Source organism: Phycisphaeraceae bacterium (assembly GCA_020639155.1).
GTDB lineage: Bacteria > Planctomycetota > Phycisphaerae > Phycisphaerales > UBA1924 > JACKHF01.
Map to the genome: position 1 here is coordinate 610,540 of JACKHF010000001.1, position 26,577 is coordinate 637,116.

The 26,577-nt window shown below is 56.6% G+C and carries 26 protein-coding genes; 14 read left to right on the forward strand and 12 right to left on the reverse strand.

Going from position 1 to position 26,577, the window contains the following annotated elements; all coding sequences use genetic code 11:
• Nucleotides 1-25: 25 nt before the first annotated feature.
• The 5 genes from H6815_02610 to H6815_02630 form a co-directional block, all read right to left on the reverse strand.
• A complete protein-coding gene (locus H6815_02610; protein ID MCB9859318.1) occupies nucleotides 26-1,783 on the reverse strand; it encodes a M3 family oligoendopeptidase in 1,758 nt (585 codons plus the stop codon).
• 146 nt (nucleotides 1,784-1,929) lie between these two features.
• A complete protein-coding gene (locus tag H6815_02615) occupies nucleotides 1,930-3,300 on the reverse strand; it encodes a hypothetical protein (GenBank protein MCB9859319.1) in 1,371 nt (456 codons plus the stop codon).
• Nucleotides 3,301-3,363: 63 nt separating this feature from the next.
• On the reverse strand, nucleotides 3,364-4,590 hold the full coding sequence (locus H6815_02620) for a hypothetical protein (GenBank protein ID MCB9859320.1): 1,227 nt from the start codon (nucleotides 4,588-4,590) through the stop codon (nucleotides 3,364-3,366).
• Nucleotides 4,591-4,957: 367 nt separating this feature from the next.
• Nucleotides 4,958-6,325: a CCA tRNA nucleotidyltransferase gene (locus H6815_02625; protein ID MCB9859321.1), complete on the reverse strand. Its 1,368-nt coding sequence runs from the start codon at nucleotides 6,323-6,325 to the stop codon at nucleotides 4,958-4,960.
• Nucleotides 6,326-6,334: 9 nt separating this feature from the next.
• Nucleotides 6,335-6,790: a carboxymuconolactone decarboxylase family protein gene (locus H6815_02630; protein MCB9859322.1), complete on the reverse strand. Its 456-nt coding sequence runs from the start codon at nucleotides 6,788-6,790 to the stop codon at nucleotides 6,335-6,337.
• 624 nt (nucleotides 6,791-7,414) lie between these two features.
• On the opposite strand from H6815_02630, the gene H6815_02635 reads away from it, so the two are divergent.
• Nucleotides 7,415-8,533: a hypothetical protein gene (locus tag H6815_02635; GenBank protein MCB9859323.1), complete on the forward strand. Its 1,119-nt coding sequence runs from the start codon at nucleotides 7,415-7,417 to the stop codon at nucleotides 8,531-8,533.
• On the opposite strand, the gene H6815_02640 is transcribed toward H6815_02635, so the two are convergent.
• The gene (locus H6815_02640; protein MCB9859324.1) at nucleotides 8,534-9,256 is read right to left on the reverse strand and encodes a hypothetical protein; all 723 of its coding nucleotides are present in this window, start codon (nucleotides 9,254-9,256) and stop codon (nucleotides 8,534-8,536) included.
• 79 nt (nucleotides 9,257-9,335) lie between these two features.
• Nucleotides 9,336-10,067, reverse strand: coding sequence for a PAS domain-containing protein (locus H6815_02645; GenBank protein ID MCB9859325.1), 732 nt, complete (start codon nucleotides 10,065-10,067; stop codon nucleotides 9,336-9,338).
• A 492-nt stretch (nucleotides 10,068-10,559) separates the two neighbouring features.
• Between H6815_02645 and H6815_02650 the strand changes: the two genes are divergently transcribed.
• Complete coding sequence (locus H6815_02650; protein ID MCB9859326.1) at nucleotides 10,560-11,396, forward strand: M48 family metalloprotease; 837 nt, start codon at nucleotides 10,560-10,562, stop codon at nucleotides 11,394-11,396.
• Nucleotides 11,397-11,432: 36 nt separating this feature from the next.
• On the opposite strand, the gene H6815_02655 is transcribed toward H6815_02650, so the two are convergent.
• A complete protein-coding gene (locus H6815_02655) occupies nucleotides 11,433-11,882 on the reverse strand; it encodes a hypothetical protein (GenBank protein ID MCB9859327.1) in 450 nt (149 codons plus the stop codon).
• A gap of 114 nt (nucleotides 11,883-11,996) precedes the next feature.
• On the opposite strand from H6815_02655, the gene H6815_02660 reads away from it, so the two are divergent.
• From H6815_02660 to smpB, 11 genes are all read left to right on the forward strand, one after another.
• A complete protein-coding gene (locus tag H6815_02660) occupies nucleotides 11,997-13,055 on the forward strand; it encodes an NAD(P)-dependent alcohol dehydrogenase (protein ID MCB9859328.1) in 1,059 nt (352 codons plus the stop codon).
• A 28-nt stretch (nucleotides 13,056-13,083) separates the two neighbouring features.
• Nucleotides 13,084-13,761, forward strand: a complete 678-nt coding sequence (locus H6815_02665; protein ID MCB9859329.1) for an O-methyltransferase — start codon at nucleotides 13,084-13,086, stop codon at nucleotides 13,759-13,761.
• Between the two features lie 113 nt (nucleotides 13,762-13,874).
• A complete protein-coding gene (locus H6815_02670; GenBank protein MCB9859330.1) occupies nucleotides 13,875-14,102 on the forward strand; it encodes an AbrB/MazE/SpoVT family DNA-binding domain-containing protein in 228 nt (75 codons plus the stop codon).
• Entirely contained in the window at nucleotides 14,103-14,498 is a 396-nt protein-coding gene (locus H6815_02675; protein MCB9859331.1) for a type II toxin-antitoxin system death-on-curing family toxin, read from the forward strand.
• Between the two features lie 48 nt (nucleotides 14,499-14,546).
• On the forward strand, nucleotides 14,547-15,356 hold the full coding sequence (locus tag H6815_02680) for an ABC transporter ATP-binding protein (protein MCB9859332.1): 810 nt from the start codon (nucleotides 14,547-14,549) through the stop codon (nucleotides 15,354-15,356).
• A gap of 41 nt (nucleotides 15,357-15,397) precedes the next feature.
• Nucleotides 15,398-16,354, forward strand: a complete 957-nt coding sequence (locus tag H6815_02685) for a hypothetical protein (protein ID MCB9859333.1) — start codon at nucleotides 15,398-15,400, stop codon at nucleotides 16,352-16,354.
• Nucleotides 16,355-16,403: 49 nt separating this feature from the next.
• Entirely contained in the window at nucleotides 16,404-17,189 is a 786-nt protein-coding gene (locus H6815_02690; protein ID MCB9859334.1) for a HEAT repeat domain-containing protein, read from the forward strand.
• Nucleotides 17,190-17,224: 35 nt separating this feature from the next.
• The gene (locus H6815_02695) at nucleotides 17,225-18,154 is read left to right on the forward strand and encodes a hypothetical protein (GenBank protein MCB9859335.1); all 930 of its coding nucleotides are present in this window, start codon (nucleotides 17,225-17,227) and stop codon (nucleotides 18,152-18,154) included.
• A gap of 133 nt (nucleotides 18,155-18,287) precedes the next feature.
• Complete coding sequence (locus tag H6815_02700; GenBank protein MCB9859336.1) at nucleotides 18,288-18,836, forward strand: carboxymuconolactone decarboxylase family protein; 549 nt, start codon at nucleotides 18,288-18,290, stop codon at nucleotides 18,834-18,836.
• 54 nt (nucleotides 18,837-18,890) lie between these two features.
• The gene (gene ribD / locus H6815_02705) at nucleotides 18,891-20,090 is read left to right on the forward strand and encodes a bifunctional diaminohydroxyphosphoribosylaminopyrimidine deaminase/5-amino-6-(5-phosphoribosylamino)uracil reductase RibD (GenBank protein MCB9859337.1); all 1,200 of its coding nucleotides are present in this window, start codon (nucleotides 18,891-18,893) and stop codon (nucleotides 20,088-20,090) included.
• A gap of 15 nt (nucleotides 20,091-20,105) precedes the next feature.
• The gene (gene smpB / locus H6815_02710) at nucleotides 20,106-20,591 is read left to right on the forward strand and encodes an SsrA-binding protein SmpB (protein ID MCB9859338.1); all 486 of its coding nucleotides are present in this window, start codon (nucleotides 20,106-20,108) and stop codon (nucleotides 20,589-20,591) included.
• Between the two features lie 17 nt (nucleotides 20,592-20,608).
• Here smpB and H6815_02715 read toward each other — a convergent pair whose 3' ends face one another.
• Both H6815_02715 and H6815_02720 read right to left on the reverse strand, forming a co-directional pair.
• Entirely contained in the window at nucleotides 20,609-21,862 is a 1,254-nt protein-coding gene (locus H6815_02715) for a hypothetical protein (GenBank protein MCB9859339.1), read from the reverse strand.
• A gap of 25 nt (nucleotides 21,863-21,887) precedes the next feature.
• On the reverse strand, nucleotides 21,888-22,730 hold the full coding sequence (locus tag H6815_02720; GenBank protein ID MCB9859340.1) for a sigma-70 family RNA polymerase sigma factor: 843 nt from the start codon (nucleotides 22,728-22,730) through the stop codon (nucleotides 21,888-21,890).
• Nucleotides 22,731-23,106: 376 nt separating this feature from the next.
• Between H6815_02720 and H6815_02725 the strand changes: the two genes are divergently transcribed.
• Nucleotides 23,107-24,888, forward strand: a complete 1,782-nt coding sequence (locus tag H6815_02725) for a methyl-accepting chemotaxis protein (protein MCB9859341.1) — start codon at nucleotides 23,107-23,109, stop codon at nucleotides 24,886-24,888.
• Between the two features lie 102 nt (nucleotides 24,889-24,990).
• On the opposite strand, the gene H6815_02730 is transcribed toward H6815_02725, so the two are convergent.
• Nucleotides 24,991-25,767, reverse strand: a complete 777-nt coding sequence (locus H6815_02730; GenBank protein ID MCB9859342.1) for a hypothetical protein — start codon at nucleotides 25,765-25,767, stop codon at nucleotides 24,991-24,993.
• Nucleotides 25,764-26,471, reverse strand: a complete 708-nt coding sequence (locus tag H6815_02735; protein ID MCB9859343.1) for a hypothetical protein — start codon at nucleotides 26,469-26,471, stop codon at nucleotides 25,764-25,766. Before H6815_02735 ends, H6815_02730 begins: the two co-directional genes overlap by 4 nt.
• Between the last annotated feature and the right edge of the window lie 106 nt (nucleotides 26,472-26,577).

Below are 26,577 nucleotides of genomic sequence, written 5' to 3' on the forward strand. Positions count from 1 at the left end.
GGGCGTTGCTGTTTCAGCGAGGTGCTCATGCAGGGAGCTTGCTTAGCTCCGCACGAACACGATCAACCAGTCTGCCGACGATGTCAGGCCCGAAGTCGAACGGCAACCCCGCAGCCTCGAACAACTGGGGCAACGGGCGTGAACCTCCCAGACGCATCGCGCGTGCGTACGCATCGAGTGCAAAGCGTTCGCCCTCCTCAAGGCTCTTGATCCACAAACCGAGTGCACCAAGCTGCGCGATGCCGTACTCGATGTAGTACATAGGGACGTTGAACAGGTGTGACTGGCGCTGCCAGTTTGTCTCGTGAAGCTGCTCAAAGCCGGACCAGTCAGCGCTGGAACCAAAGCGTTTGTGCAGCGTCAGCCAATACGCCGAACGCTCCTGCTGTGTGTGGTTCGGATGCGCATAAATCCAGTGCTGGAACGCATCGATTGTCGCAATCCACGGGAGCATTGTCACAGATCCCTCGATCTGCTGACGCTTTGCACGCATGTAATCTGTTTCGTCAGTAAAATACCGATCTCCACCCTTCCAGTACGGCATCGTGAGCAGTTCCATGCTCATGGATGCGACCTCACAGAACTCGATCGGCGCATGGCGGTATGCAACAAGCGGCTCATCCCGGCAGTACTGCGAATGGAACGCGTGGCCTGCCTCATGCACCATCGTGTGGACATCCCGCTGCGTTCCTGCTGCATTCATGAAGATAAACGGCTTGCCGGACTTGTCCTGCATGTACTGGTAGCCGCCCGGCCCCTTGCCCTTACGGGAATCGAGATCCAGCAGCGATTCAAGATGGCGTGACGATACAACACCATTGTCGCCAAGTTCCCGGAACATTGCGCCCAGATCAGGGCTGAACGCATCGAAGACTGCGCGGGTCTTTGCGACAAGGTCGGCCCCATCGGTGAACGGCTTTAGTGGAGCGCGTCCCTTGACATCCACCGCGAGATCCCACGGACGGAGTGTATCGATACCAAGCAGCTGCTTGCGCTCCTTCTCAAGATCACGCATGAACGGCACAACGTGCTTCTCGCACGCGTCATGAAATGCTTTGCAATGGTCGGGCGTGTAATCAAAACGATGCTTTGCAACAAACGTGTAATCGATGTAGTCCTTGAACCCCGCGTTCCTTGAGAACGAATCGCGCAGCTTGATCTGTTTGTCGAAGATTGTGTTGATCGGTTCGACATCCTGCGCACGCCGCTGGGCAACTTCCCTCCACGCCTGCTCGCGCACCGCGCGATCGGTCGACTCGTAATACACAGCCATCTGCGGGATTGTGCGTTCCTTGCCATCGAACTCCACCGACATCCTGCCGACAATCGCTTGATACTCCTGGCCGAGCTTGTCGAGTTCAGTTTGGATAGGCACGTTCTCATCACGGAACAGATCAACCTCAGCCTTGATATCGCGCGTCAGCACAACGTACCTGCCATTGCGGAACCCGGCATCGCCAATCCCGAACTGCTCTGACAGTTCGGCCTGCTTCTTGTTAAGCTCAAAGCTGATGCGAGTCAGCTCTGGTTGCACATTCTCGACGTACTTGGTGTACGCATCTGCGCATTCGGGCTTGTCTGTGTTGCACGTCATCGCAATGTACAACCCCGCAGCGCCCTCGGAGCAGGTGGCGTCAAGATCGGAACGATCCTCGAGCCAGCGCTCAAGGTCGCCAGCACTCGTGACATCGCGATCAAGCAAAGAGCGGAACAACGGCTGAAGTTCTGACCACTGTGTGGCATCAATGGAATCAGGAACGAAACTGGCTGTGCTTGTGGGCATATCTCTCTCCAAAGAGTGAATGAACACGTGTATAACAGTTGGAAGAAGCAAGTTTAGTCGCGCTGCGTGGCACAAAGGACGCACAAGATGAAAAACCCCGGCAAGTGCCGGGGTTTTGAGCGTTATTCGATGTTGAAGGCGGGGGACTATCGCATCAGGTCGCGGAGTTCCTGGAGACGATCACGCTTCCAGTCATCCCACTGCTCTGGAAGAATGCCCAGTGTCAGCAGCGCAAAGTTGGGGTTGTTCTCAACCATTTTAATGATCTTGTTCAAGCCCTGGCGCGCCTTCCCCACAAGAGCACCACGGAGTTTGCGGTCCTGCTGACCTGCGGCAAGATTGGCTGCACCCTGATACTCAACCACATACTGGCCGAAGCGAACCTGATCGTCATACACACGATCACGGTACCGCATGTTTGCGCGCTCTGCTTTGGAAATCGGCCATGCAAAGGTCTTCTCTTTCTTGCCAACCCACTGAATCTCGTTGTAGCCCATCAGTTTGGCGAGTTCATCAAGGTCCCTCGCGGTTCCCTTTGAGAAGCGGAACTTGGCGGCCTGCTCAGAGTCGAAAGTGAGAATCTTGCCCTCTTCGTTGAGCACATAGTCACCATTCTCCGTCTGATACCATGCCACACGGCCCGTTTCCGGATCGATCGTGCATGAGAGCGGGTAATCCATGTGCTGCATGGACTTCATAATGCTGGGGTCATACCCGCCACGTGCGGAGATCTTCTCCATCTGATAGATCACTTCTTCAAGATCCCGGCCTTCAACAGCTTTCAGTGCGCCGGACCAGCCCGTGCATGCCCCATAGTTACCCTCGGGTGTGAAGTAGATCTCTTCGATGCAATGACTGGTCATTGCAGCAGCAGAGATTGCAGACTCAATCCAAGCAACCACACGGAAACGAGGCTTGTACTCCTCGTGGATCACGTCGCTGAGACGCTGGATTTCCAGCAGCAAACCGCCACCGGAGTTCACTCGGAAGACCACAACCTCGACCCCATCCGCTTCGAGCATCGGGATCATTTCTCTGAGGATGTGGGCGGTCATGTAGAGACCAACCATGTCCTTGTCGCCGCCCTCACCAAGTGTGATGATCGCGGCACGAGGCACACCGTTGCGGAGCTCATATGCGCCGTCATCCGCGCCAACCAATGAGTTAATGTCTGTATTATCACCGACAGAATCTTCGGGCGTTGCATCATCTTCAACCGCGGGTTCGGTGTCGGTATCGTTTTCCGGCTCAGCCTGCGGCTCATCGCCTCCACCTGCTGGGGCTGTCTCGTGATAATCAATATCTGATCGAGTGATAGTGACCATCTTGCCATCGGTTGTCTTGACCCAGACAAGTGCGCTGGTTTCACGAACAATCTCACCCTCGATGGTTCGCCCATCCTTGAGAATAAAGCGATCAGCGTCAGCAGCACTGACAAACATCAGAGCAGAGAACGCTGCAACACCCGCAAGGCACATCGCTGTTTTACCCATCGACCTTCGTGTTCTTCCAAACATGTCAAACTCCGACGTTTAAGGACTGACTGAGAGATCTCTCAGAAACTCTGTGATTGAGAGGTGTTATCGCAGCAGCAACAGTTCAAGCTCGTGCTGCACCTTCAACTGACCGATCTGATCCAGACCGGGGATTCCATATCGACCCAGTTCCGGGCCTATGGCTTCTTCATACCGCTTGATGAGGGCTTCCATCTCCTTCAGCTTACGGATCTGGGTGGAGATGGCACGCCTGCGATCACGAATCGAGTTGGCGGGCTGACTGCCTGCTTCCTGGTATTCTCGCACAAGATCCTGCAACTGACGGGGCGCTTTCTTCACGTTGTCACGCCATTGCTGCATGATCCGATTGCCAGCGCCCTCGATCAGCTCGGCATTACGAGCAATCCCGAGCTCGAACAACAGTTGCTCCATCGAAGACACTGTGCCCTTCGATATGCCAATGTCCAGCGCCTGACGCGCTTTCAGTGTCAGGTGGTCGTCGCCAAGACCGCGAACTTCGTCTTCCATTGTGTCAGCCGATCCCTGATCGCCTGTTCCTCCATCGTCTGTCAGGAGGAACTCGGTCGGGCTCTGAGGCATGCGCTCGAGCAGATCGGTACGTCCACCAATGTTGGTATACGAGAGGACAAAGCTGCGCTCTGCCATTGCACGGCAGATGCGTGTGTCATATCCGCCCTGGATAAACATGCCTCGTGCGTGTCCCATGCGGAGCGAACGCTGCTTCTCACGTACAACCTCGTCGCCGACACCGTCAAACAACTCATCCATGCCACCGATGCCACCAATACGAGCTTCAGGCGTCATGTAGATGTTCGAACACGAGAACGGCAGGAATGCCGCGCCACCCATCGCCTGCTTCACCCAGTACACGATCACGGGTTGCTTGTCCCATTCTGCTGGGATCTCACGAGTAAAGATCGGCTCGATATCTTCAGCGCGGAACAACTGGTCAAACGCAGTAATATCTGAATCACCGATTTCCTGCTCACGAAGTCCGCCAAAGAGTGAGCCATCCCATGTATTCTCAAGCGTGATGATGATGTAGTCGGGTTCGTATTTCTGCGCGTCCTTGATGACCTCACGGATCGGCGTCTGGGTGATGTCCTTCGCGAAGACACCGGTCAGATCGAAGTGGTACACCTTCATCTTTGCGGACGAATCAGGATCTGTCGTAGTAACAACTGAGCCGCCATCAAATGCGGAAGCGACCGGAGCCACAACTCCCGCGGACACCGCAACAGCACACGTCAGACCGACAAAGTGTCTCTGAAGCTGACCAAACCTGTTCATAATCCACATCTCCTCTTGCGAGCATCGGCACTCCGCCGATTTCAATCATGTTGTCCGAATGCGTTCAACCTCTCGGATCATCCAGAATGACCCCAAGTATGCACGATAAGAGTGATTGTACTCGAATCGACTCCGCACTGCTGATCCGCCACCTGATACGCACAAGACATCAGCACGGATCAGTCGGCATCCCCACTTCTGTACAACCAGTTCTTACCAAAGCCCAAACACCCAAACGAATCTCGGGCATCCGCTATTCCGCATCAGAACGATGACTGCTGATTCTGATGCCCGAATCAGAAAAGGGATCCATCAAATCACCGGACTTTGTCGTAGCAGTACAGAATGACGAGGTCCGTGGGCATCCCTAGAGCATGCGAGAGCCCATCGCTAGCGCCTCCTGCTGGGACGTGACCCGCCCCTCAAGCTGTCCGTCATAGACCTCATCGAGAGCCCGCTTAAACGCCGGCCCGGGCACAAACCCTGCAGCTACAAGATGATCGCCAGTCAGCAGCGGATCGGGCGATAACCCGACACCGTCACTTGCCAGCAATCGGACAGCAGTCTCAATCTGCGAGGCGACATCTGTCCCCGCAGCTTTATCCATCGCAGCGACGATCTGCATCGCGCCGGCGAACCCCGGCATATCGGGTGAAGATCTATTGAGCCCGACCGATGCCAATCGCTTGCGCTGCGCAACGGACATCCGCTCCCAGAATGATAGAACGTTTCGGACGATCGCGCAAAGCTCAGCGATGCCAGCTGTCGCGTCATTGCTCAAACACAACGACTCGCGCACCTGCGCGACGACCTCATGATCATCGCCTACAACGAGCGTGCTGTGGATCATCGGTGTGCCGACTGTGGTGTCAATATGCTCCAACTGGATCAGCCACGCAGCAACTGCTGTGATTGCGCTGGCATCCGATGGAAGGTGAGCAACCAGCTCCTGCTGAGAATCTGTTCCCGCGACGCCCAACACCGGCTCAACAAGATCAAGCTCGTGTATGATGCGCACAGCAGCGCCCCGTCCGGGATGCGCGAGCATGCGGAGCACCTCATCACCAACGCGCTCGCGTGACACGCCGACAAGATCGCGCGCGTGATCGCGGATGGCTTTGGTTGTGTTTGTTTCAATCGAGAACGCAAATCGGGCAGCAAACCGAACCGCACGCAGCGCACGGAGATGGTCCTCCGCGAGCCTGTCCTCCGCAAGCCCTACCGCTTTGATGAGCCCTGCGCGCAGGCACGCAAGCCCGTCCACATAGTCGATCACCCGGCCCCGAACACTGGCAAGTCCCTGCGTCTGTGAAATGTCCGCGTCCGCCAACGGGTCAAGGAACATCGCGTTAATTGTAAAATCACGACGTTTTGCGTCCTCGTCAGGTGTTGAGAACGTCACCTCGTCGGGCCTGCGCCGATCGGAGTACGACCCGTCCGTGCGGAACGTGGCGATCTCGACCGTCACGCCTTTTCGCCGAACCTGCACAACACCGAACGACGCACCGACAAATCTCGCACCATCAAATAGCTCACCGACACGATCCGGTGTTGCGTCCGTCGCGATGTCGTAGTCCTTCGGATGCTCGCCCAGAAGTTCATCGCGAACACATCCACCCGCGAAGTACGCGATGTGCCCTGCATCGCGCAGCACGCGCACCATGTCCACAGCGACACCACGCGCGTGCTCGGCGCGCTGAACTGGATCGGCATGGGTGAGAGAAGCTTCGGACATGGCAGTTGGCTATTCGTGCGATCTGACGCAGGTTGGTGCTGATCCGTTCGCTGGATCATCGCGGCACGCATCAAGAAAGTCCACCGCGCGGCGCAGATGCGGGATAACAATCGAGCCGCCGACAATCAGCGCGATATCGAAGGTCTCGAACAGTTCCTCGTCCGTCGCGCCGTGCGTGATGCACTGGTCAATGTGGTACGCGATGCAGTCGTCGCATCGGAGCACCATCGACGCGACGAGCCCGAGCAGTTCCTTCATCTTCGCGTCGAGCGCGCCAGGCTCGTACGTCTTCGTGTCGAGCGCGAAGAACCGCTTGGTGACGAGCGTCGCGCCCATCGGCACCGAGCCATCCATCCGCGTGCCACGCGCTGCATCATCACCCAGAATTCGGCAGTTGAGTCTGGATCGGAACGCGTGGAACTGCTCGCGTCTGCTCTGCGATGTCTTGTCGGGTTCGGTGCTCATGTGCAAGGGTATCGCGCATCAGCCCTTCCAGCGTGCGAACATCTGCGAAGCACGACAGCGTTTGTTCTATCATCGCTCATGACCCAATCCTCCAGCCAGCAATCGAGCCCGAATGACACCTATACCAGCCCGCTCGCCTCGCGCAACGCGTCGCCGCAGATGCTGCGTCTGTGGTCGCCGAGACACAAGTTCAACACATGGCGGCGTATCTGGCTGGCGGTCGCCGAGGCTCAGCACGAGATCACAAAGAATGACCCTGCTCCGCTCGTGACGCAAGAACAGGTCGAGGAACTCCGTGCCGTCGTCGAGCGGGGCATCACCGACGAAGAGATCGCCCGCGCAGCTGAACTCGAGCGCGAGCTGCGCCACGACGTGATGAGTCACGTGCACTGTCTGGGAGAGATATGTCCGAAAGCAAAGCCGATTATCCATCTAGGCATGACCAGCCAGGATGTGGTGTGCAACGCGGACATGATGACGATCCACAAGTCCATATGGGCTATATCAGCGAAGGTGCATCGATCCATCGTTGCACTCGGCAACCAAGCGGCAAAGAATGCGAGCGCCCCTTCACTGGGCTTCACGCACTATCAGCCTGCTCAGCCAGTCACAGTTGGTCGACGAATTGCCGGCTGGGCATACGAGCTAAAGCTAGCATGGACACAGTTTTCGGATACGGTACCTTCGATTCGAGGGTTAAAAGGCGCTACAGGAACCCAAGCGTCATTCCTCAGTCTGTTCAACTCGGATGTACAGAAAATAGATGAGCTTGAGGCTCGCGTTGTTAACAGACTTCAAGCGTGGAACGGTAACGGTCGTGAGCCTCACCCTCTTGATGCTGAAGATCTAAGAAAGCAACGTGAATGGTACTTGAGTAGAAGCGAGCAGTACAAAGACGTAATAAGTAGATTGAAAGTTACCGAGGGAATAGAAGGGCTGCGAGCTGATCGAGTTCGCCTTGGCGTTGGTCTTACCCATCCACTAACTGGGCAAACGTATCCACGCGTTGTAGATACGGCAATTCTGGCACAACTTGCTTCCATCTCTTCCGTCCTCCACAAGATCGCCACCGATATCCGCCTGCTCTCCAATCGTAAGGAACTCGACGAGCCGTTCGAGGACAAACAGATCGGCAGTTCCGCTATGCCATACAAGCGCAACCCGATGCGCTGCGAGCGCATCTGCGGGCTAACGCGCTTCGTGATGAATCTCGTGGGCAACGCCTACGACACCGCTGCGACGCAGTGGCTCGAACGCACGCTCGACGACTCGTCAAACCGCAGGCTCTCCCTGCCCGAAGCGTTCCTCGCGCTCGACGGCGCGCTCGATCTGATGCACAACGTCGCGTCCGGGCTCATCGTCAACGAGGCGATGGTGCGCAAAAACCTGATGCTCGAACTTCCGTTCATGGCAACAGAGAACATTCTTATGGAAGCGGTCAAGGCTGGCGGCGATCGGCAGGACCTACACGAGCGCATCCGCGTGCATGCGCAAGCTGCGGGCCATCGCGTGAAGCAGGAGGGGCTCGACAACGACTTGCTCGAAAGAGTGAAGAACGATCCCGCCTTTGCACCGCCCGCGCTCAAGCACGAACTCCAATGGGACTATCTGATGGACCCGATGAAGTACGTCGGACGCAGCGTCGAGCAGACCGAGCAGTTCATCAAGGAAGTTGTCGAGCCAATGCAGCAGCAGTTCGGCGATGCAATCGCAGCGATGGAAGAGTCCGGGCCGAGGGTGTGATCAACCAGCAAATGCACCACACTCGGGGCATGGCGTGTTGGGAGTGAGTCCGTGGAGTGAGTATCCGCATCGACAGCACAATCCATGACGTCTGCGCCGATGTTGCCTGATCCTTCCCGGCACGACGAGAATACACCACCACATACCAGCATAGAACGCGGTATCCGCTGCAAACCCCAGCGGCAAAACACCAAGCGGCAGGAAAACTGCGTAGCGATCCCCCGGAAGATGCAGTGTGGTTTCCGCAAATGTGCTGCCATTCGAGATAAAACAGCCAAATGACAACACACTGTAACCGGATTGCGCGCATCGAAGTGGCCATCCGGAAGTCACAACATACTTGCTCTCTGATGTATCATGCTGAAATGCCCAAGCGGGCAACGCAGGCTTGGTTCGGATGGGATATGTGTACTCGTACGGATCGCCCCAACTTCCAATGCCATTTGCTGTGACAGTGTTGGACGTAGCTGTAACTGTGCAGTTCATCCCTTCCAGCGGATACGTCCAATGCGACGTGATACCGGAGATCTCTGACACACTGACAACGATGTGACGGTTCTGCTTGGCATCAATCACAACAAACTCATGTGCGTTGTCGCCCCATGGTTCGTGGTATCGGTTCCATGTGTGGAAACCAGCCGCTAACAGATATGTTGTGCCTGCACCGAAGACCAGCGATGCGGCCTGCGTTTGGAATCTATGTTTGAGTAACCCGAACATCATACAGTGCGTTCCGATGGCATTGCGCTATGCAAAGCCTCGGAACATTATACGTGACATGCCTCTATGCAGATCCGGCTCGTCATGCGGTTTCGTCGGGGGCGCCCGCGAGAGCAAGCTGATTGGATTTGCCCGCGCGTTTCACACGTGCTGCACCAGCTACCACCATCATCCATTCCTCGCGCGTGAACGCTGCAACACCTCGCTCGACGAGGTACCGAACAAGCTCTGCCCGACTCTTCGTCCCAAGTTTCCGATGGATGGATGTCAGATGTCCCTCAACTGTTTTCACAGAGCGGAAGAGTGTGCTCGCAGCGTCCTCGGTGGTTTCTCCGAGTGCAATAAAATGGAGCAGTTCCATCTCGCGCGGTGTCAATCTCTGAAACAGATCAAGACTCGGCGTCTGCAGCACTGGAATGGGGATTGAAGGATCGTGCAGTGTCGAGCATGGTGCTGTCTGCAGGAGCGCGAGCACGCCCCTGTGACCGAACTCAGATGCGTCAAGCACAACGACTGTGCACAGGAATCTGCGATCTGCACCGAACTGGAAGAACACCTCCGTCGTTCCCGTTTCCATGACCCGCCGACTGGCGCTAGCGCGTTCTTCAGCCACGACCTCTGGAAGCAGATCGAAGGGTGTCGTGCCGATGACGTCTTCCATGGGCCGTTGACACAGCGCAAGAAACGCGTCGTTGCACCAGAACACCCGAAGCTGCTCATCGCGAGCAACCGCAGCAACACCTGGCACAGCACCGTACAACTCAAGATCGGTGGGGCTGACAGGACCGAGTGATGTGACAGAACCAGACCGCATGGAATGCAAAGCCTCAGGGTGGAACAGGAACTTGGATAAACACACGGAAGAAACGCAGCACGCTCAAACACAGGCCAGCTGCGTGGGGAGATGATCTTCGGCAGTCGATAGGAGTCCGTCCACCTTTTCTGAGGGGGCTGTGGAATACACCCTTGTTTTCCGGCTGAAATCGCAGCATTGCACCAAGATCAGGGAGTATTACCCCTCCTGAGTTTTCCGGAAATGAAGCGATCGCCGTCCAACATTTCGCGCTCATTGCTCATTCTCCTCTTATGCCGGCGGGGGCATCAGCGCGGTGTACGATCGACCGGAGGTGGAACCATGCCCCAGTCAGGTCCTTACGCCCGTCAATCCAGAGCCGGACGCCGCGTCATTGTCTCGCGTCCGCCGCCACGTCAGATGGATATTGCCCAACTTGGTTCAATGATGCGTGGTCAGCCGAGGCAGGTCTCAATGCTCGGCTCGCGCCCATCCTCGCGACAGATGCCGCAGATGATGCGCCCGCGCGGGATGTCCAAGATCGCGCCGCGCCTCATCATCGCGCTCGTGCTCGCGTTGGTCGCCATCGTCGGATACATGAACAAGTCGTCCATCAACCCGCTCACCGGCGAGAAGCAGCACATCAGTCTGACACCCGATCAGGAGATCCAGCTCGGATTTCAGGCTGCGCCGCAACTGATCGCCCAACACCACGGTGTCGCACGATCCAACCCGCAGGGGCAGGCGATCGTCGAGCAGGTTGGCAAGAAACTTGTCGGTGCGATGCAGGAACTCCACGCTGGTCACGAAAACATCTGGCCGTTCTCGTTCACACTGCTTGAGGACGATAACGTCGTCAACGCCTTCGCACTCCCCGGCGGCAACACATACATCACCGAAGCGCTCTACAACAGACTCGAAACCGAGGGACAGCTCGCGGGCGTATTCGGGCACGAGATCGGGCACGTTGTGCATCGCCACGGCGCGCAGCGCATCGCGAAGCAGGAGCTCACGCAGGGACTCACCGGCGCAGCAGTCATCGCTGGCGGATCGCAGCAGTCCGCGCAGTTCGCTGCGATGCTCGGCAACCTCATCAACATGAAGTACGGCCGGGGCGACGAGCTTGAATCAGACATGTACGGCGTTGAGATCATGGCAAAGGCTGGGTACGACCCACGGTCCATGGTCCGCGTGATGGAGATCCTCGCAGAATCTTCCGGCGGCGGATCACGCCCGCCCGAGTTTGCATCAACGCACCCGAACCCCGAGAACCGCATCCAGCGCATCAGAGAAAAAATAAAAGAACTCTACCCGGATGAGCGTGTGCTTGATGCGATGGTGCAGGAGTGAGTGGAGAAACCACAGAGGCACTGAGACACAGAGCAGTTACATCGAAGGACGCACTCGTATTTCGTCTGAAGAATCGTTATGGGCTGCGTCTAGAGATGCTCGAAGGTCACTTGGAATCTCGGCGTGAAGAAAGTTGATCGCTTCAGGAACGCGGCCGATTTCTTTTTCACGGATCAACCGATCGTACATTGACTTTTCTGTAAGCACAACAAGCCGATTCCTGCAACTTGGAAGCATCATCAAAAACAGCATATCTGCTCTGATTTTGTGGAGCTTTGCCGAGGCTTGTTTTCCACTCGATGTGAGTGCACCACTTGTCGAGATAACTGCAACGATACTCTTATCAAGACTGACTGCATCAAAGTCAAAGACTCCACCAGCCTCAAGCACCAGTCTTTCTCGACCAAAGTGCTGATTAAAGTGTGTTCTGAGCCACTCGGTACGAACCCAGTCTTCTACCTGTAAGCGAACCCTGCTGTCAGCCATAACTTATACCGTAGGCTCATTCCAGTTTCTTCACACTTCCTTCATCTCTCAGTGTCTCTGCGTCTCCGTGGTTCATCCGACTGGCTACCCTTCACGCCACCACAGGAGAGAACCATGTACAACGTCGACGCATACGCAGCCCAGACAGAAACATCCCCGCTCGCGCCGTTCTCGTTCCCGCGCAGGGATCCACTCCCGAACGATGTGCAGTTCGATGTGCTCTTCTGTGGCGTGTGCCATTCCGATCTGCACACGGCGCGCAACGAATGGGGCGGGTTCTCAAAGTTTCCGTGCGTGCCGGGACACGAGATCGTCGGGCGCGTCACAAAGGTTGGCGGTGACGTTTCAAGGTTCAAGGTTGGCGACCTGTGCGCTGTCGGGTGCATGGTCGATTCGTGCAGAACATGCCACTCGTGCAAGGACGGGCTCGAGAACTACTGCGAACCCGGCGCTGTGTTCACCTACAACTCGGATGATCCGCACGGCACGACAGCGCACACATTCGGCGGGTACTCCACCGCGATGACAATCAACGAGGACTTCGTGCTGCGCGTGCCTGAGAATCTCGATCCTGCTGCGACCGCGCCGCTCCTGTGCGCAGGAATCACGACGTACTCGCCGCTTGCACACTGGAAGGTGACCAAAGGACAGAAAGTTGGAATCGTCGGGCTCGGCGGTCTGGGGCACATGGGGCTGAAGTTTGCCCACGCAATGGGCGCGCACACGGTGCTATTCACGACATCGCCGGGCAAGGCGGACGACGCGCGCAGACTGGGAGCAGACGAGGTTGTGATCTCGCGCGATCCATCGCAGATGGAGAAGCAGGCAAACTCGTTCGACTTTATTCTGGACACGGTCAGCGCATCGCACGACATCAACGAGTATCTGAACATGCTGCATCGCGACGGGACGATGTGCCTCGTCGGCGCGCCGGAGCATCCGCATCCGCCGTTGCAGGTCATGGGCATGATCTTCAAACGTCGCAGACTGGTCGGTTCACTCATCGGCGGCATCAGGGAGACGCAGGAGATGCTCGACTTCTGCGCAAAGCACAACATTGTTTCTGATATCGAGATGATCCGGATGGACCAGATCAACGAAGCCTACGAACGCATGCTCAAGAGCGACGTGAAGTATCGGTTTGTGATCGATCTGAACTCGTTGCGGAAGTGATTCCCACAGTTCGGGCGTACGCTTGCACATGGACATGACACCGGACAGATGGGATAACACCAACGCGTACATGCGCGAGGTGTTCGGGAAGGACGACGATCAGCTCGCAACGCTGATGGACCGCGCGATCGCTGCGGGGATTCCCGCGATCTCGGTCTCGCCCGAGGTCGGCGTGTTCCTGCAGATGCTCGTTTCGACCACCAACAACGGGATGGGTGCGATGCGCGCGCTGGAGCTTGGCACACTCGCGGGGTACTCCTCGACGTGGCTGTCCAAGGGGCTCGCTCCAGATGGCAAACTGATCACGGTCGAACTTGAGCCGAAGCACGCCGACTTTGCCCAGTCGTTCTTTGATTCATACGGGATCGCGCAGTCCATCGAACTCCATCGCGGGAAAGCGCTGGATGTGATCGACCAACTGAACTCCGAGTTCGGCCCCGCGTCGTTCGATGTGGTCTTTGCTGACGCGGTGAAGCGCGAGTATCCTGAGTATGTCCACCGGGCAAAGCCGCTGGTGAAGGTCGGTGGTCTATTCATCATGGACAACGCGCTGGGTGCGGGCTGGTGGATCGACGAGACACCGGGCAGCAACCCCGATCGCGATGCTGCCGACGAAGCCAACCGAATGCTCGCCAACGACCCCGATTTCCTGACCGCGTGCGTGCCATTGCGCGAGGGGATCACGATCGCGAAGCGAATCAAATAAAGTTATTGGACAAACTAACGCGATAAATGGGCGCGCCAGCAGCTGATGTGTGTGTTCTATTTGCGTTTCTCGTCGATATGTAGTACCATTGGATATACGAAAGGAGATCGCGATTGATCAAGTCACTCACAAAGCACGGCAACTCGCACGCGATCATCCTTGATCGCACGATTCTGGATCAGCTTGGCATCACGCCGGAGACACCGGTGCAGGTCACGGTGTCTGACGGGCATCTGACCATCACGCCAGTGCATGTCGGCCTTGGCACAGATCGTGTCAACGACCTGATGAAGAAGGTGCGGAATCGATATAGCAGCACGCTGAAGAAGCTGGCGAAGTAAGTGACGCAGAACCGACCAGTCCGGTTTCTGTCGGTACAGGACGTGCTCGACATCCATCAGAGCACGATCGATCACGAAGGCGGAGCAAACGGGGTACGCGACATCGGACTGCTTGAAGCAGCAGTATCGATGCCGAGGCAGGCATTCGATGGCGAGTATCTGCACGGGTCATACGCTGCAATGGCTGCTGCGTATCTGTTCCATATTGTGCAGAACCATCCATTCGTCGATGGAAACAAACGCGCGGGATTCGCTGCGGCTGTCGTGTTCCTGTATGCCAACGCAATCGAGTTTGACGCGGAACCTGATGATGCAACCGATATTACACTCGCGGTTGCCAGCGGAAGCACAACCAAGGACGAACTGACTACCTGGTTCGCGCAACACACGAGATAGCATCGCACCCGATATCCACCAGTGACCGCCAATCTGATACGATTTACCATGCTTCGCGCGGACAGCATCAACTTCCAGTACCACGCCAGTACGCCGATCGTACGGTCGCTGTCAATCGCGCTGCGTCATGGCGAGTTGGTATGCCTGATAGGCCCCAACGGCTGCGGCAAGTCCACAACACTGCGATTGCTTGCGGGGTTGCTTACACCAACATCAGGCAGCATCTCACTCCACGATCAGAATGTATTGACCATGCGCACACGGGATCGCGCGCAGCAGATCGCGTTCGTACCCCAGCGAACAGATCTTGCATTCTCATACACCACGCGCGAGTACGTCGGCATGGGGCTCATCTCACTCAAGCTGACTGCGAGCGAACGCGAAGAACGGATCAGCAGCGCACTCAACGCGGTATCGCTGCACGATGCAGATGCAAAGCCGGTACATGAGTTGAGTGTGGGAAATCGGCAGCGGGCAACCCTCGCACGAGCGCTGGCGCAGCTTGGCTGGACGGCACCGAGCACATCGCACGCAGGATCGATGCTGCTGGCTGACGAGCCGACCAGCGCGATGGATCCATACGCTGCCGAGCACGCGATGCGATTGCTCCAAACCCTGACAAGATCACACGAGCGCGGGGTGCTCGTCGTGAGTCACGATGTCTCGCTCGCGGTTCGCTGGGCAGACCGAGTCATTGTGCAGGACAGCACGGGCACGATCGCGCTGGATGACACGCCCGAGCGGGTCGTTGCATCGGGAATCCTGACAGAAGTGTTCGGAATTTCGCTCAATGGACTGGTGCAGGATGGCAAACTGCTGGCTGTCGCCCCGGGTTCCCCGGCATCTGCCAGCCGTTGACCGGTTGCGGACGGGATCCACAACTGGCCGTATGATGCGTCATGCCACGCGGCCTTCTCCCAATCATCTTTATTCTTCTCTTCACGGTGTTGCCACCGGTTCTTCGTGCGATCTCAGAATCGAAGAAGACCGCGAAGAAACGCAAGGCGATGAGCCAGATCGATCGTTTGCGCGAACTGGGTCGCGATGATGAAGCAGACGCGATCGCAGGGATGGCTGGCCTCCCTGTACCAACCCGAACTGCATCAGCACCCAGCCTAGCTGACGAGGATTCCCCTGTCTGGGATCCCAACGCTGGTCTCAACAAACCGTTCGCTTCGGTCGATGCCACCGGTCAGCCCAGACCGGGCTCGCTCCGCGAGGCACGGATGCAGCAGATCCAGGAACGCAAAGCGCAACGAGATGCTGAGATGCAGCGCCTGCGTGATCTTGCACGTTCGCGTGCAGCCTCATCAACCGGCCCAGCAGCATCCACGAGCACGCCTGTATCTTCACCTGCACAAACAACGTCACCATTTGTACACACACAGTCTCAATCACCATCATCCCCTCAGAATGTGCATCCCGCGATCGCACGTATCAGAGCTGCACTCGATGCGAAGGTTCAGCAGGAGCAGCAACTTCGCAAGCAGGCATCCCGCCCCGAACCAAAGCCCGAAGAGGAACAGATTTCGCTGGTGGAGCGCGAACGCCGACGCGAGAAGGCCGAACGCCAGCGGCTGGCGCGCGAACGTGCGCAGCGTCAGGCTGCAGCCAAGCAACACGAGCACATCCATCACGAGGGTGAAGACCTGCGCGAGCATCATCTCGCCTCGTTCCAGACATCGCTCGGCCCTGACGGGTATTCCGATGAATCGCAATCCAACTTCTCGAACCCCGCACGCCAGCGACTCGGACTCGGGTCTGATGTTCGCTCGTTGCGTCGGGCGTTTCTTCTCTCAGAAGTGTTAAAGAAACCAGTCGCGCTGCGTGAGGATGAGAATGACCTGGTGTTCTGATGTGCTCGTACACTGCGCTCAACGCGTTCGCACAGTTGCCATGTGCGCAGTGGCCACGTGTGCGATCGCACTTACAGGCTGCGGATGGCTGAACTTTGATCGTGGGCATCCTCAAGACAACTTTGTCAATGAGATTTTCTCACCGACCACGCCGTTGCAAGCTGCCCAGATGGCAACCAATCCATACGATTCCAACGAGCGGTATCGTGGCGTGCTGCTGCTCGCAAACGCAGTATTTGCGGGCGAGGATGTCTATCTGCGACTCTTTGAAGCATCGCTGCAGGACGAGGATGAGGGGGTGCGTGCTGCAGGCGCGCGCGGACTCGCAAACCATGGAAACCCATCCCACGCTATCGCGCTTGCTGCACTACTGAATGACACATCAGATCTGGTCCGACTCGAAGTCACCCGAGGCCTGCAACGATTGCATAACCCCGAGGTGGTCCCAGCGCTGCTGCGGGTTGTGTCACCCGAACATGAGGAAAGCGCAGCTGTCCGGGCTGAAGCTGCAGACGCACTCGGGCAGTACGACCGGCTCGACGTCGTCGATACACTCATCACCGCGCTCGATGATCAGGATCTCTCTGTGAATCGAAACGCGCTTCGATCGCTGCACACTCTCACAGGGCAAAGCGATCTTGGACTGAACAGAAGCGAGTGGTCCCGCTGGCGATTGACAAACGAGACGCCATCCGTTGTCTTTGCTGGAAGGACCGATTACATCTATCCGGTCTATTCACGATCGCTCTATTACTATGAGTACTTACCGCTTGTACCGCCCGCACCGATTGAAACGCCATCTACACCAGCAGGCTTCCCTCGACGCGAGAACTAGCACACCATCCGCACATTCGGGCCGATAGCACCCTGATGCAGCGGGCTGATCTCTCTTCCACCACACGGACATCTGCCAAACCCAAGGCAACAGCGCTCGTACGCACCACCGGGTACGCACTCACCGGCGACATTGCGCCAACAGATAGCTTCTCATCACACACACCGGGCTGCTACACGGGCGTCGTGGAAGCGGCTGATACAAGCGGGCCTTCGATGCGTGATCTGCTTCACACCCGTGTTGTTGTGCCAGCATCTGTCCCGTGCGCAACCTGCAGCACATGCACGGCTGGATTGTCGGATCACTGCCCGCATCGAGAATCTGTCTACGAGCCAGATGCAGTCTCGTATGTACCCGTCCAATCTGTTGTCAGAATCCCCAACGACATGTCAGATACTGACGCGTCGTTTGCCCAACTGGCAGGCACGGCAATGCGTATTACAACAGAAGTTCCCGTACAGCGTGATGCGTTTGTTTCTATCGTTGGATCATGCGCGCGCACACTCGTGTGCGCACAGGCGATGCGGCTTTCATGCCCACTCACCCGAGTCGTCACGCTCAACCAGACATCATCCGCTCTGGTTGCGCAGGTGTGCGACCAGCTCTCGATCAAGCACCGGCCGGGAACCGACGCTGGACGACGATCAGATCAACACGCTGTTGTTGAGTGCTCCGGATCGCGTGAAGGATTCCTATGCGCGTGCCAGCTTGCCCAGCCTCGCACAACAGTTGTCCTCGCTGCGACACGTCAGGCGGAACTCTTTGATCTTTCGCTCGCTCACGAGAAGGAGCTTCGCATTGTCGCGACACGACACGGATCTCTCGCCCAAGGCGTGATCGAGTTGTCCCGAAAAACGATCGACCTTGCTCCAGTGATTCGGTCGACCGTATCAATACAACAGATCGCAGGTGCGTGGGATGACATCAGATCCGGCTCGTGCCTAGCCGCATATATGTCACTCTGACAGAGCAAAGATGATGCAGTAGTTGCAAACTGGTCGCAAGTGTCTGTACTGTGTTTTGGGGTGTCACCTTGAAACGATCGGTATCATCTGACGTAGACACAGTTGTTCTGAGTTATATAAAAGGAGAATCCACATGGCACGTCTTTCACTGATCGATTCCGCAACCGCAACCGGCAAAGCAAAGGAACTTCTTGATGGCCCGCTCAAGGGCAAAAACTTCAACATCTTCCGCGCGATGGCAAACTCACCCGCTGCACTGGAAACATATCTCGGAATGGCTGGCGCCCTTGGCAAGTCTTCATTGTCTGCGGCTGAACGTGAGGTTGTCCAGCTCGCTGTTGGGCAGGCAAACGGGTGTGACTATTGTGTTGCCGCGCACACCCAGCTCGGCAAAGGCGCAGGATTAACCGAGCAGCAGACCATCGAGGCGAGGCTTGGCACTATGACAGATCCCAAGCTGAACGCGCTTGCACGATTCGCACTCGCGCTGAACGAGAAAAAGGGCTGGGTGTCGGACGAGGATGTTGCATCATTCCGAGATGCAGGGTATAACGACGCATCCATCGCCGAGACAATCGCTGTGTTTGCGCTTGCAACGTATACAAATGTGTTCAACCACGTCGCAGAAACCGCTATCGACTTCCCAGCAGCACCCGTGCTGACAGCAGGGGCAGCCTCGTAACAGCCGTGTCACGGGTATGCACGCGGCTGGCGGGAGCTACCAATAATGCTCTCCATGACTGCGCGACCCCATGAAGCAAAGCAGATGCTCGACCTTTCGGCTCGGCTTGCCCTGCGCGCGTGGGGCAATGTCGAGCCGAACCCCTTAGTCGGCGCGGTCATCGTGCGTGATGGCACCATCATAGGTATGGGACATCACACTCGGTTCGGTGAGATGCATGCTGAGCGAATGGCGATCAATGATTGCATCGCCCGCGGCAATGATCCCCGTGGTGCGACGTGCTATGTCACACTCGAACCATGCACACACATGGGCAAGCAGCCGCCATGCACTGAGGCGATTATCAATGCGGGCATTGCACACGTTGTCTACGCATGTGCCGATCCGCATAACTTGGCTGCTGGCGGTGCCAACATCCTTCATGCCGCTGGAATACATGTGCAGCAGTCTGCCGAGAGCGAGCTTGCATGTGCAATCTCCGAACCTTTCCGAAAACGGGTTATCACGGGGCTCCCCTGGGTCACCGCAAAGTGGGCGCAAACCATCGATGGTCGCATCGCAACACGCACGGGATCCTCAAAGTGGATCTCATGTCCACAGTCGCGAGCACGAGTGCATCGCTGGCGAGCGCGAACCGATGCCATCCTGTGTGGGCTCGGCACTGTCGCAGTTGATGACCCGCAACTCACTGCGCGCGATGTGCCGCGTGTTCGGCGCGTCGCAACCCGCGTTGTTGCGGATGCAAACCTTGACATCCCGCTCCAGTGCAATCTTGTGCAGAGTGCGAGGGAGATACCGACGATCCTTGCGTGCGATGCCGCCAGTGCCGAGGCTGGCATCAACGCGTCAAAGCGGGAACAGCTTGAGAGCACGGGCGTGATCGTGCTCCCTGTCAAACCAAAGCACGCGCCGTCGGTCACGTTTGCCAAGCCGGGGGGGAGCTTTGTCGATATGCACGAGATGCTGCGCCAGCTCTGGGACCAGCACTCCATTGCCAGTGTGCTGGTCGAGTCCGGCGCTGGTCTGCTCGGCTCGCTCATCGAAGCGGACCTCATCGACGAGGCACTGGTCTATATCGCCCCACTCCTGCTGGGCGACGATCTGGCACGATCCGTCGCGACAGGACGCGTCGCTGACTCACTGTCTGCGGGGCGAAAGTTTGAACTCAGGCGTGTGAAACAGATCGGAACCGACGTCGAGCTTCTGTTCCGCAGACCACGAACGCAGGCTGACGCGGCAAGGCTGCACGCGTAGGCTTTGCCCACATCCATGAGTACCAAGAAGAAGAAAAAGAACTCCGGCCCGCCGACGATCGAGAATCGTCGTGCGAGGTTCGAGTATTTCCTTCTCGACACGCTGGACTGCGGCATCGTGCTGACCGGGTCGGAAGTGAAGGCTGTTCGCGCTGGCATGGTGTCGATGCAGGAAGGGTTTGTTCGTGTAACAACCTCACCAATTGGATTCGAGCTCTTCGGTGTTTCTATCGGCGAGTATGGCCCAGCTGGCCCCATGCAGCACAACCTGACACGGGTTCGCAAGCTGCTCGCTCACAAACGCGAAGTGAAGAAGTTCCTCCAGAAGGTCGAGGCAAAGGGCATGACCATCGTGCCAACGAAGATGTTTTTCAACGAGCGGGGGTACGCGAAGGTTCGCATCGCGCTCGCGCAGGGTAAGGCAAAGCATGACAAGCGAAATGCTATTCAGGAGCGCGATGTCAAACGTGATATCGATCGCGCCATGAGTAAGAGGATGTAGTTCTTTCGGCGGTAGTGTCAGTTCATGTGACCGATGATCACTGGTACATGTGCCCACTGGAACTCGGCAGCCCACACGTCAACTGGGGCTGTCCACCACAGGACCGCGTCGGCGTTCGTTGCTTGCGGCGTTTCGGGCATCGGCTCGGGCAGTTCGACAAACACGATGCGACAGTTCACATCCATTGTTGATCCTGTTCCGCCAGCATCAGCGAGTTGATCGATTGCGTTGGCGAGTGCGCTCTCTGTCATTGCGCACTGCAGTGTGTAGATAAGTTGCATGGGTTCACTGGAAACAACCGAGTTCCCAGTCATATCTGTGAATACCCGCGGCGCATGCTCTGACGCGTACGCGTTGGGGCCGAGGCGTGTGCTGACGTGAAGGTCGGCGGCATCAATGGCCGCAAGTGTTCCAGGGAGATGCTCCTCAGTATGAAGCGCAAGTGCCCAAGAACCCTCGGCTGATTCATTCGCCGATGTCAGCAATGTGGCCACACGGTCGGCAAGGACAGTTGGTTGATTGGACTCAAGCATCACAATCAGTTTGCGTTCGCGAGCGAGCTCAAGCGCACGCGCGACTGGAACCTGTGCCTGAGGCGGAGGCACAACGGATGCGATTGTGATCCCCTTCTGAGTCGCAACGACCGGTGCGATATCCGTCTGCGATGTCGCCGCAGGTGACGAATCTGACTTTGCGACCGCCGCCGCGAGCTGATTTCCACCATCTGCTCTGGCAACGTGAGAATTTTCGTTGATCGCGCCCTGCTCTGTCTTTACCGAGTTCGTCTGCCTTTCCCCATTGATCGCAACACCGTCATTGACATGCACAAACTGCTCACGAACAAGCTCGTACATCACAACCACAGCGCCGGTAAACACCACAACTGCTGCAAGAGACCCGATCCTTCGCACGATTGGATGGGCATGCCACGGCTTGCTTGGTCTGTAATCTTCCAGCGTTGTCAGCTTTGTCGCCGTGAAATCAAGCGACGGTCTTCCGTCAACTTCTGGTACAAGTGCAAAATCTATCGCAGCTTGCACAACCGACGACGACATCGCTGGTACGGAAGTTTGCTTGACGAGTTGACGATCTCGGCGGTAGGTTGCCACATCCTGCGCACACTTCTCATTCTGTTCGAGCACACGACGCAGCCGAACGGCATCGCTTGCTTGAACACAGTCCTCGATCATTGCCAGCGCATCGGCTTCTGAGATGGCGCATCGCTGTGCAACATCCGAGTGTCTGCTGTGATTATGTGTGCTCTTGTCCACGTTCCCACCACGGATTCAGAACTGATCAATCAATACCACAATCGTCCTGCGCAACACGCGCATCTGGCCCGTCAGATCCCAATGTTTCCATCGCCTTCCGGAGCGCCTGACGCGCCCTGAACAGACGACTTTTCACCGTCCCGACCGGGACACCAAGAACCTCGGCGATGTGCTCGTACTCCAGATCGTGTGCATCGCGGAGCAGGAGAATCGCCCGTTGCTCGTCGGAGACCATTGCGAGAGCATCGGTCATCCGCACAATCAACTCACTCGATTCGACGGCCGAAGACGGTTCCGGTTCCGGCTGAGGAGCATCTGTTCCATCAGGTCTTCGAACACCAGATCTCCCAGCCCCCGCACGGGCAGCAGAAACCGCAATATCGAACCGCCCGTCCCCTCCATTCTGCTCCCCCGCAGTCATCATGCTGTCGAGGCTTGCGTGCCGTCGGTATTTCTCAGAGCGCAGACGTGTCAGCACCACATTGATCGCAACACGCGTCATCCATGTGCTTAGCCGCGCTCGGTTGTCGTACGAGTCGAGTCCTTTGATAATTTTGACGACAGCGTCCTGAACGAGGTCCTCAGCCATCTCACGATCACGCACCATCCGATAACAAATCGCAAAGAGACGCTGTTGGTGCTTTGTGAAAAGGATTGCCCATTGCTCAGTTCGCCCCGCTCTGATCTGTGCGATCAAGCGAAGGTCCTCCTGTTGGGAGCGCTCTTCGGGAGTTGTCTCTTCAGAGGAGTTCTGAGATTGCAGCCGGTCCCGCATCACAGCACGTTGTCTCGCATCGCGCAGCGCCCGCTCTTGAGGAACAGATGGACGCGCAAGTTCGGCTGATGTGCGGGCACAGTGATCGCGCATGAGGATACAGGCTTTGTCCGACGGCTCAACCGCGTATTGGTTCCTTCAGATCTTTGTCGAGTTTGCCAAACCACGCCGGTATCCATTCGCTCAAACGAGGGAGTACGTTGCAAATCCATGGGCAGGAAAACGCCTCGGGTTTGCTTTTACCTGCCCTACTTACGGCATAAGAGACTGTATCTATCGATCTATGGCGGTGCTTTTGGCGCAGTTTTCGCGCTTCCAACATTCGCAAGCCCAGATTGTCTGCAAGTTGTTTCCTTTTTCGGTCGAAAACGTTGCATTGAAACCCGCTGGTGACTCCAGCACCTTTGCATCCTGACTTTGTGGGGTAATGCCAAGGAAGCGCACAGGCAGACAGGCACGGAGGACGATCATGTTCAAGTGGTTCACATCACGCTCGCTGTCGACGAAAATTATCGTCAGCGTTGCAGCACTGATGATCGCGATTATCGCGGTCAACTATTACGTATTCCTGACAGGGTACAAGAATGACACAGAAACAGCGCTGATGGATAAGGCCGCGGCGTTTACCGCTGTCGCAGATGAAACAAAGAACCATGTATCGTCCATGGTTGCATCTGGTGACATCGATCCCCATCTGCTTGATGAGGCACTCGACTATGTTGCCAATGGTGGGTCGTATGCCGACACAAAGTACTTCGACACGATCCCAGTCATTGCCGGCTGGAAGTCTGCAGCTGCCGCTGCTGAAAACGAGCACTTGAACTTCAAGGTTGTTGCATTTGAAGCACGCAACGCAGAGAATCTTCCTCCAAAGGGTTCTTTCGAGGAGGAAATGCTCCGCGAACTGACCGCTGCATATGAATCGCGCGGTGAAGATGCACTTGGCAAGATCAACAGAGAGACGAACACGCTCCATTACATGCGCGCAATCAAGCTCGACGAAACCTGCATGGTCTGCCACGGCGATCCTGCAAAGTATGGCGAGGTGCTCGCTGACGGCACACGTTCGATAAAGGATCCGCTCGGGTTCACAATGGAAAGCTGGAAGCCCGGCTACATGCATGGTGCGTACGAGCTCATGATGCCGCTGGAGCATATGGACGCACAGGTTGCAGGGTTCTTCCAGTCCGGGCTGATGGCGACAGCTCCTGTTGTCGTGCTGGGTGGTATCGGGTTCTTCGTCGCATTGCGATTTATGCTCGGCAAGCCCATCAACACACTCATTGATCGCGTCAAGGATGTCGCAACAGGCGATGGCGATCTGACTAAACGCGTCAACATCAATCGTGGCGACGAGATTGGTAGTCTTGCCAAGTACTTTGACCAGTTCCTTGACAACCTGCAGGGTGTGATCTGCGATGTGCAGGAAACCACCAAGATTGTGACTTCCAGTTCCATGCAGATCGCTGCTGGAGCCGAGGAAATCTCTGCTGGGCTTGCTGATCAGCAGCGCCAAACCGAACGCATCAGCGCCGGCGTTGAGGAAATGACCGAATCAGCCCGCGAGGTTGCAGACAAGACCGCCAAGGCTGCGCACGCATCGGCAGAATCCGGTGATGAAGCCAAGCGTGGTGCAGGTGTCGTCGAGCAGACCGTTTCCGAAGTAAAGTCCATCTCCACACAGGTCGGCGAGTCGGCACGCATCGTGTCCGCACTCGGCGAGCGTGGCGAGCAGATCGGTGAGATCATCAATGTCATCTCCGATATCGCAGAACAGACAAACCTGCTCGCGCTGAATGCTGCGATCGAGGCTGCACGTGCCGGTGAGCATGGTCGCGGATTCGCGGTCGTGGCTGACGAAGTGCGCAAACTTGCAGAACGCACACGCCAGGCAACCGAAGAGGTTGCATCGAGCATCCGCGAGATCCAGTCCGAAACATCAACTGCAGCGGGTCAGATCGAGTCCAGCAACGAGCGCGTCTCACGCGGTGTCGAACTGGCAGGCTCTGCAGGTGAAGCGCTCGCAACCATCGTGAGAGGCTCAGTCACATTGAGCGAGATGGTCCAGTCCATCTCCGCAGCAGCTGATCAGCAGACATCGGCGTGCGAAGAAATCTCACGCAACCTCGCCGGTATCGATGGTGTATCGCGTGAATCCGCAAGTGCAGCCCAGCAGTCGGCCGAGTCTGCAGCTGCCCTCGCATCACAGGCTGAGAAGCTGCAGAATCTGGTAGGTCGCTTCAAGGTCTGAGTCCGTGTGAATACTGTGCGCAATACAAGGGCTGGAGACCTGTACGGTTTCCAGCCCTTGTCGTATTCCTGCAACTCAAATCCCGGATTTATTGCACAGCATTCACGGGCATCCCGTTGCATACGCGTTTCCGAAGCAGATGTAATCAAACACATTGAGTGTGCCGTTACCGTCGCAATCAGCTCCGGGATCACCAGACGCGTAGATGTTCCCAAAGCAGATGTAATCAAACACGTTCAGTGTCCCGTTGCCATCGCAGTCTCCATAGCATGTTGATGCAAGGTTCATCTGCACCCAGAGTGCTGCGTCCTGCTGCACCATTGGATCTTCGTTCTGGTTGAACACAATCCAGAACGTGTCGCTGGTGGAAAGCACCCCCGCTTGATCGCGGAGCTGCAACGAGAGCAAATAGATGCCTGTATCAGCCGGAGTCAGCAACTCATACGACGCGTGATGATGAAACACACCAGCCGCGTTTGCGCTTCCGAGCACCGGGCCTGACACTGTCTGTGACGTTGTCGGCGAAAGCACAGAGTTTCCTGACTTTGTAACTTGGATCCGCTCCTCGGGGATCGTGACGAACTCACTGCCATCCCACTCTCTCGCCGCATCAACAATGTCGAGATACAGTGTTGTTCCCGAAGGCAGGGCTGCAGACTCAGAATCAAACCCCGGGTCATTTGTCCAGTTTGGAAGTTCACCAAAGACCCCAAGGAACACACGCTCACCGTAGAGAATCATCCCCCCAGTGTCTACGAGGCCGGTCTCTATCACCCCCCCGGTGTTTCGAATGATGATGTCTGTCACATGCACTTGAGCAATCGCTTGTGCGCAGACAAAGAACGAGATAATCCCGGTTGCAATATTTACACGTGTCATGGTGTAGCCTTTCCTCTGGTTGCATGAGTGCGACGACGACGCAAGAAGAGGGGTGCAACTGCACATATCGCCATTGACCCCGGTGACGGAACCAGATTGCTCTCTACCCATTCAATGGCCGCATCGTGTTCCAGTTCAGACAATCCCCAGTTAAACACAATGAACGCGCTGTCGGTCACCCCGTACCCTGTGTTCTCCAACTCGAATGTCATCTCAAGCAAATAGATACCACTTGATGCGGGCGAGTTGAGAAAGAACTCGTAGTGCTCATCAAATCCGGCAGGTCCAACATCGAACCCAAACCCTGGCACGGGCCCTCCACCTGTTGTCACACTGAGTGGCCCATACTCAATGTTCATCGTCGAAGCACTGGGAGATAAAAATGCTGAGCCATCCCATGCAAGCACAGACGCCGCAACATCAAATCGAAGTGTTGCAGCCGGAAATACGCCTGCCTCTCCAAACAGACCGGGCTCATCAACTGTCACAAATGATCCAACCTGAGCAAAGTCCGCGCCAAAGACACGTTCTCCGGGAACAACAATCTCCTGACCAGAAGGCAGAACAACAACCTCACCGATCAGCAACTGGTTATTCTCGATTGTCAAGCCAATATCAGCACCATGATCCAGCTGCGCGAATGCACTCGACACGCAAACGCCAAGCGCACATACAGCACCTATTCTGATTCTCTTCTCTTTCATGTTCAGATCTCCTCCGGGCGGTCTTTACCCGATGCAAGGACAAACCGATAGCCCGTCGTGATAACACATCACAACTTCCCGCGCTGAACGTGCCCATGCTCAGCCC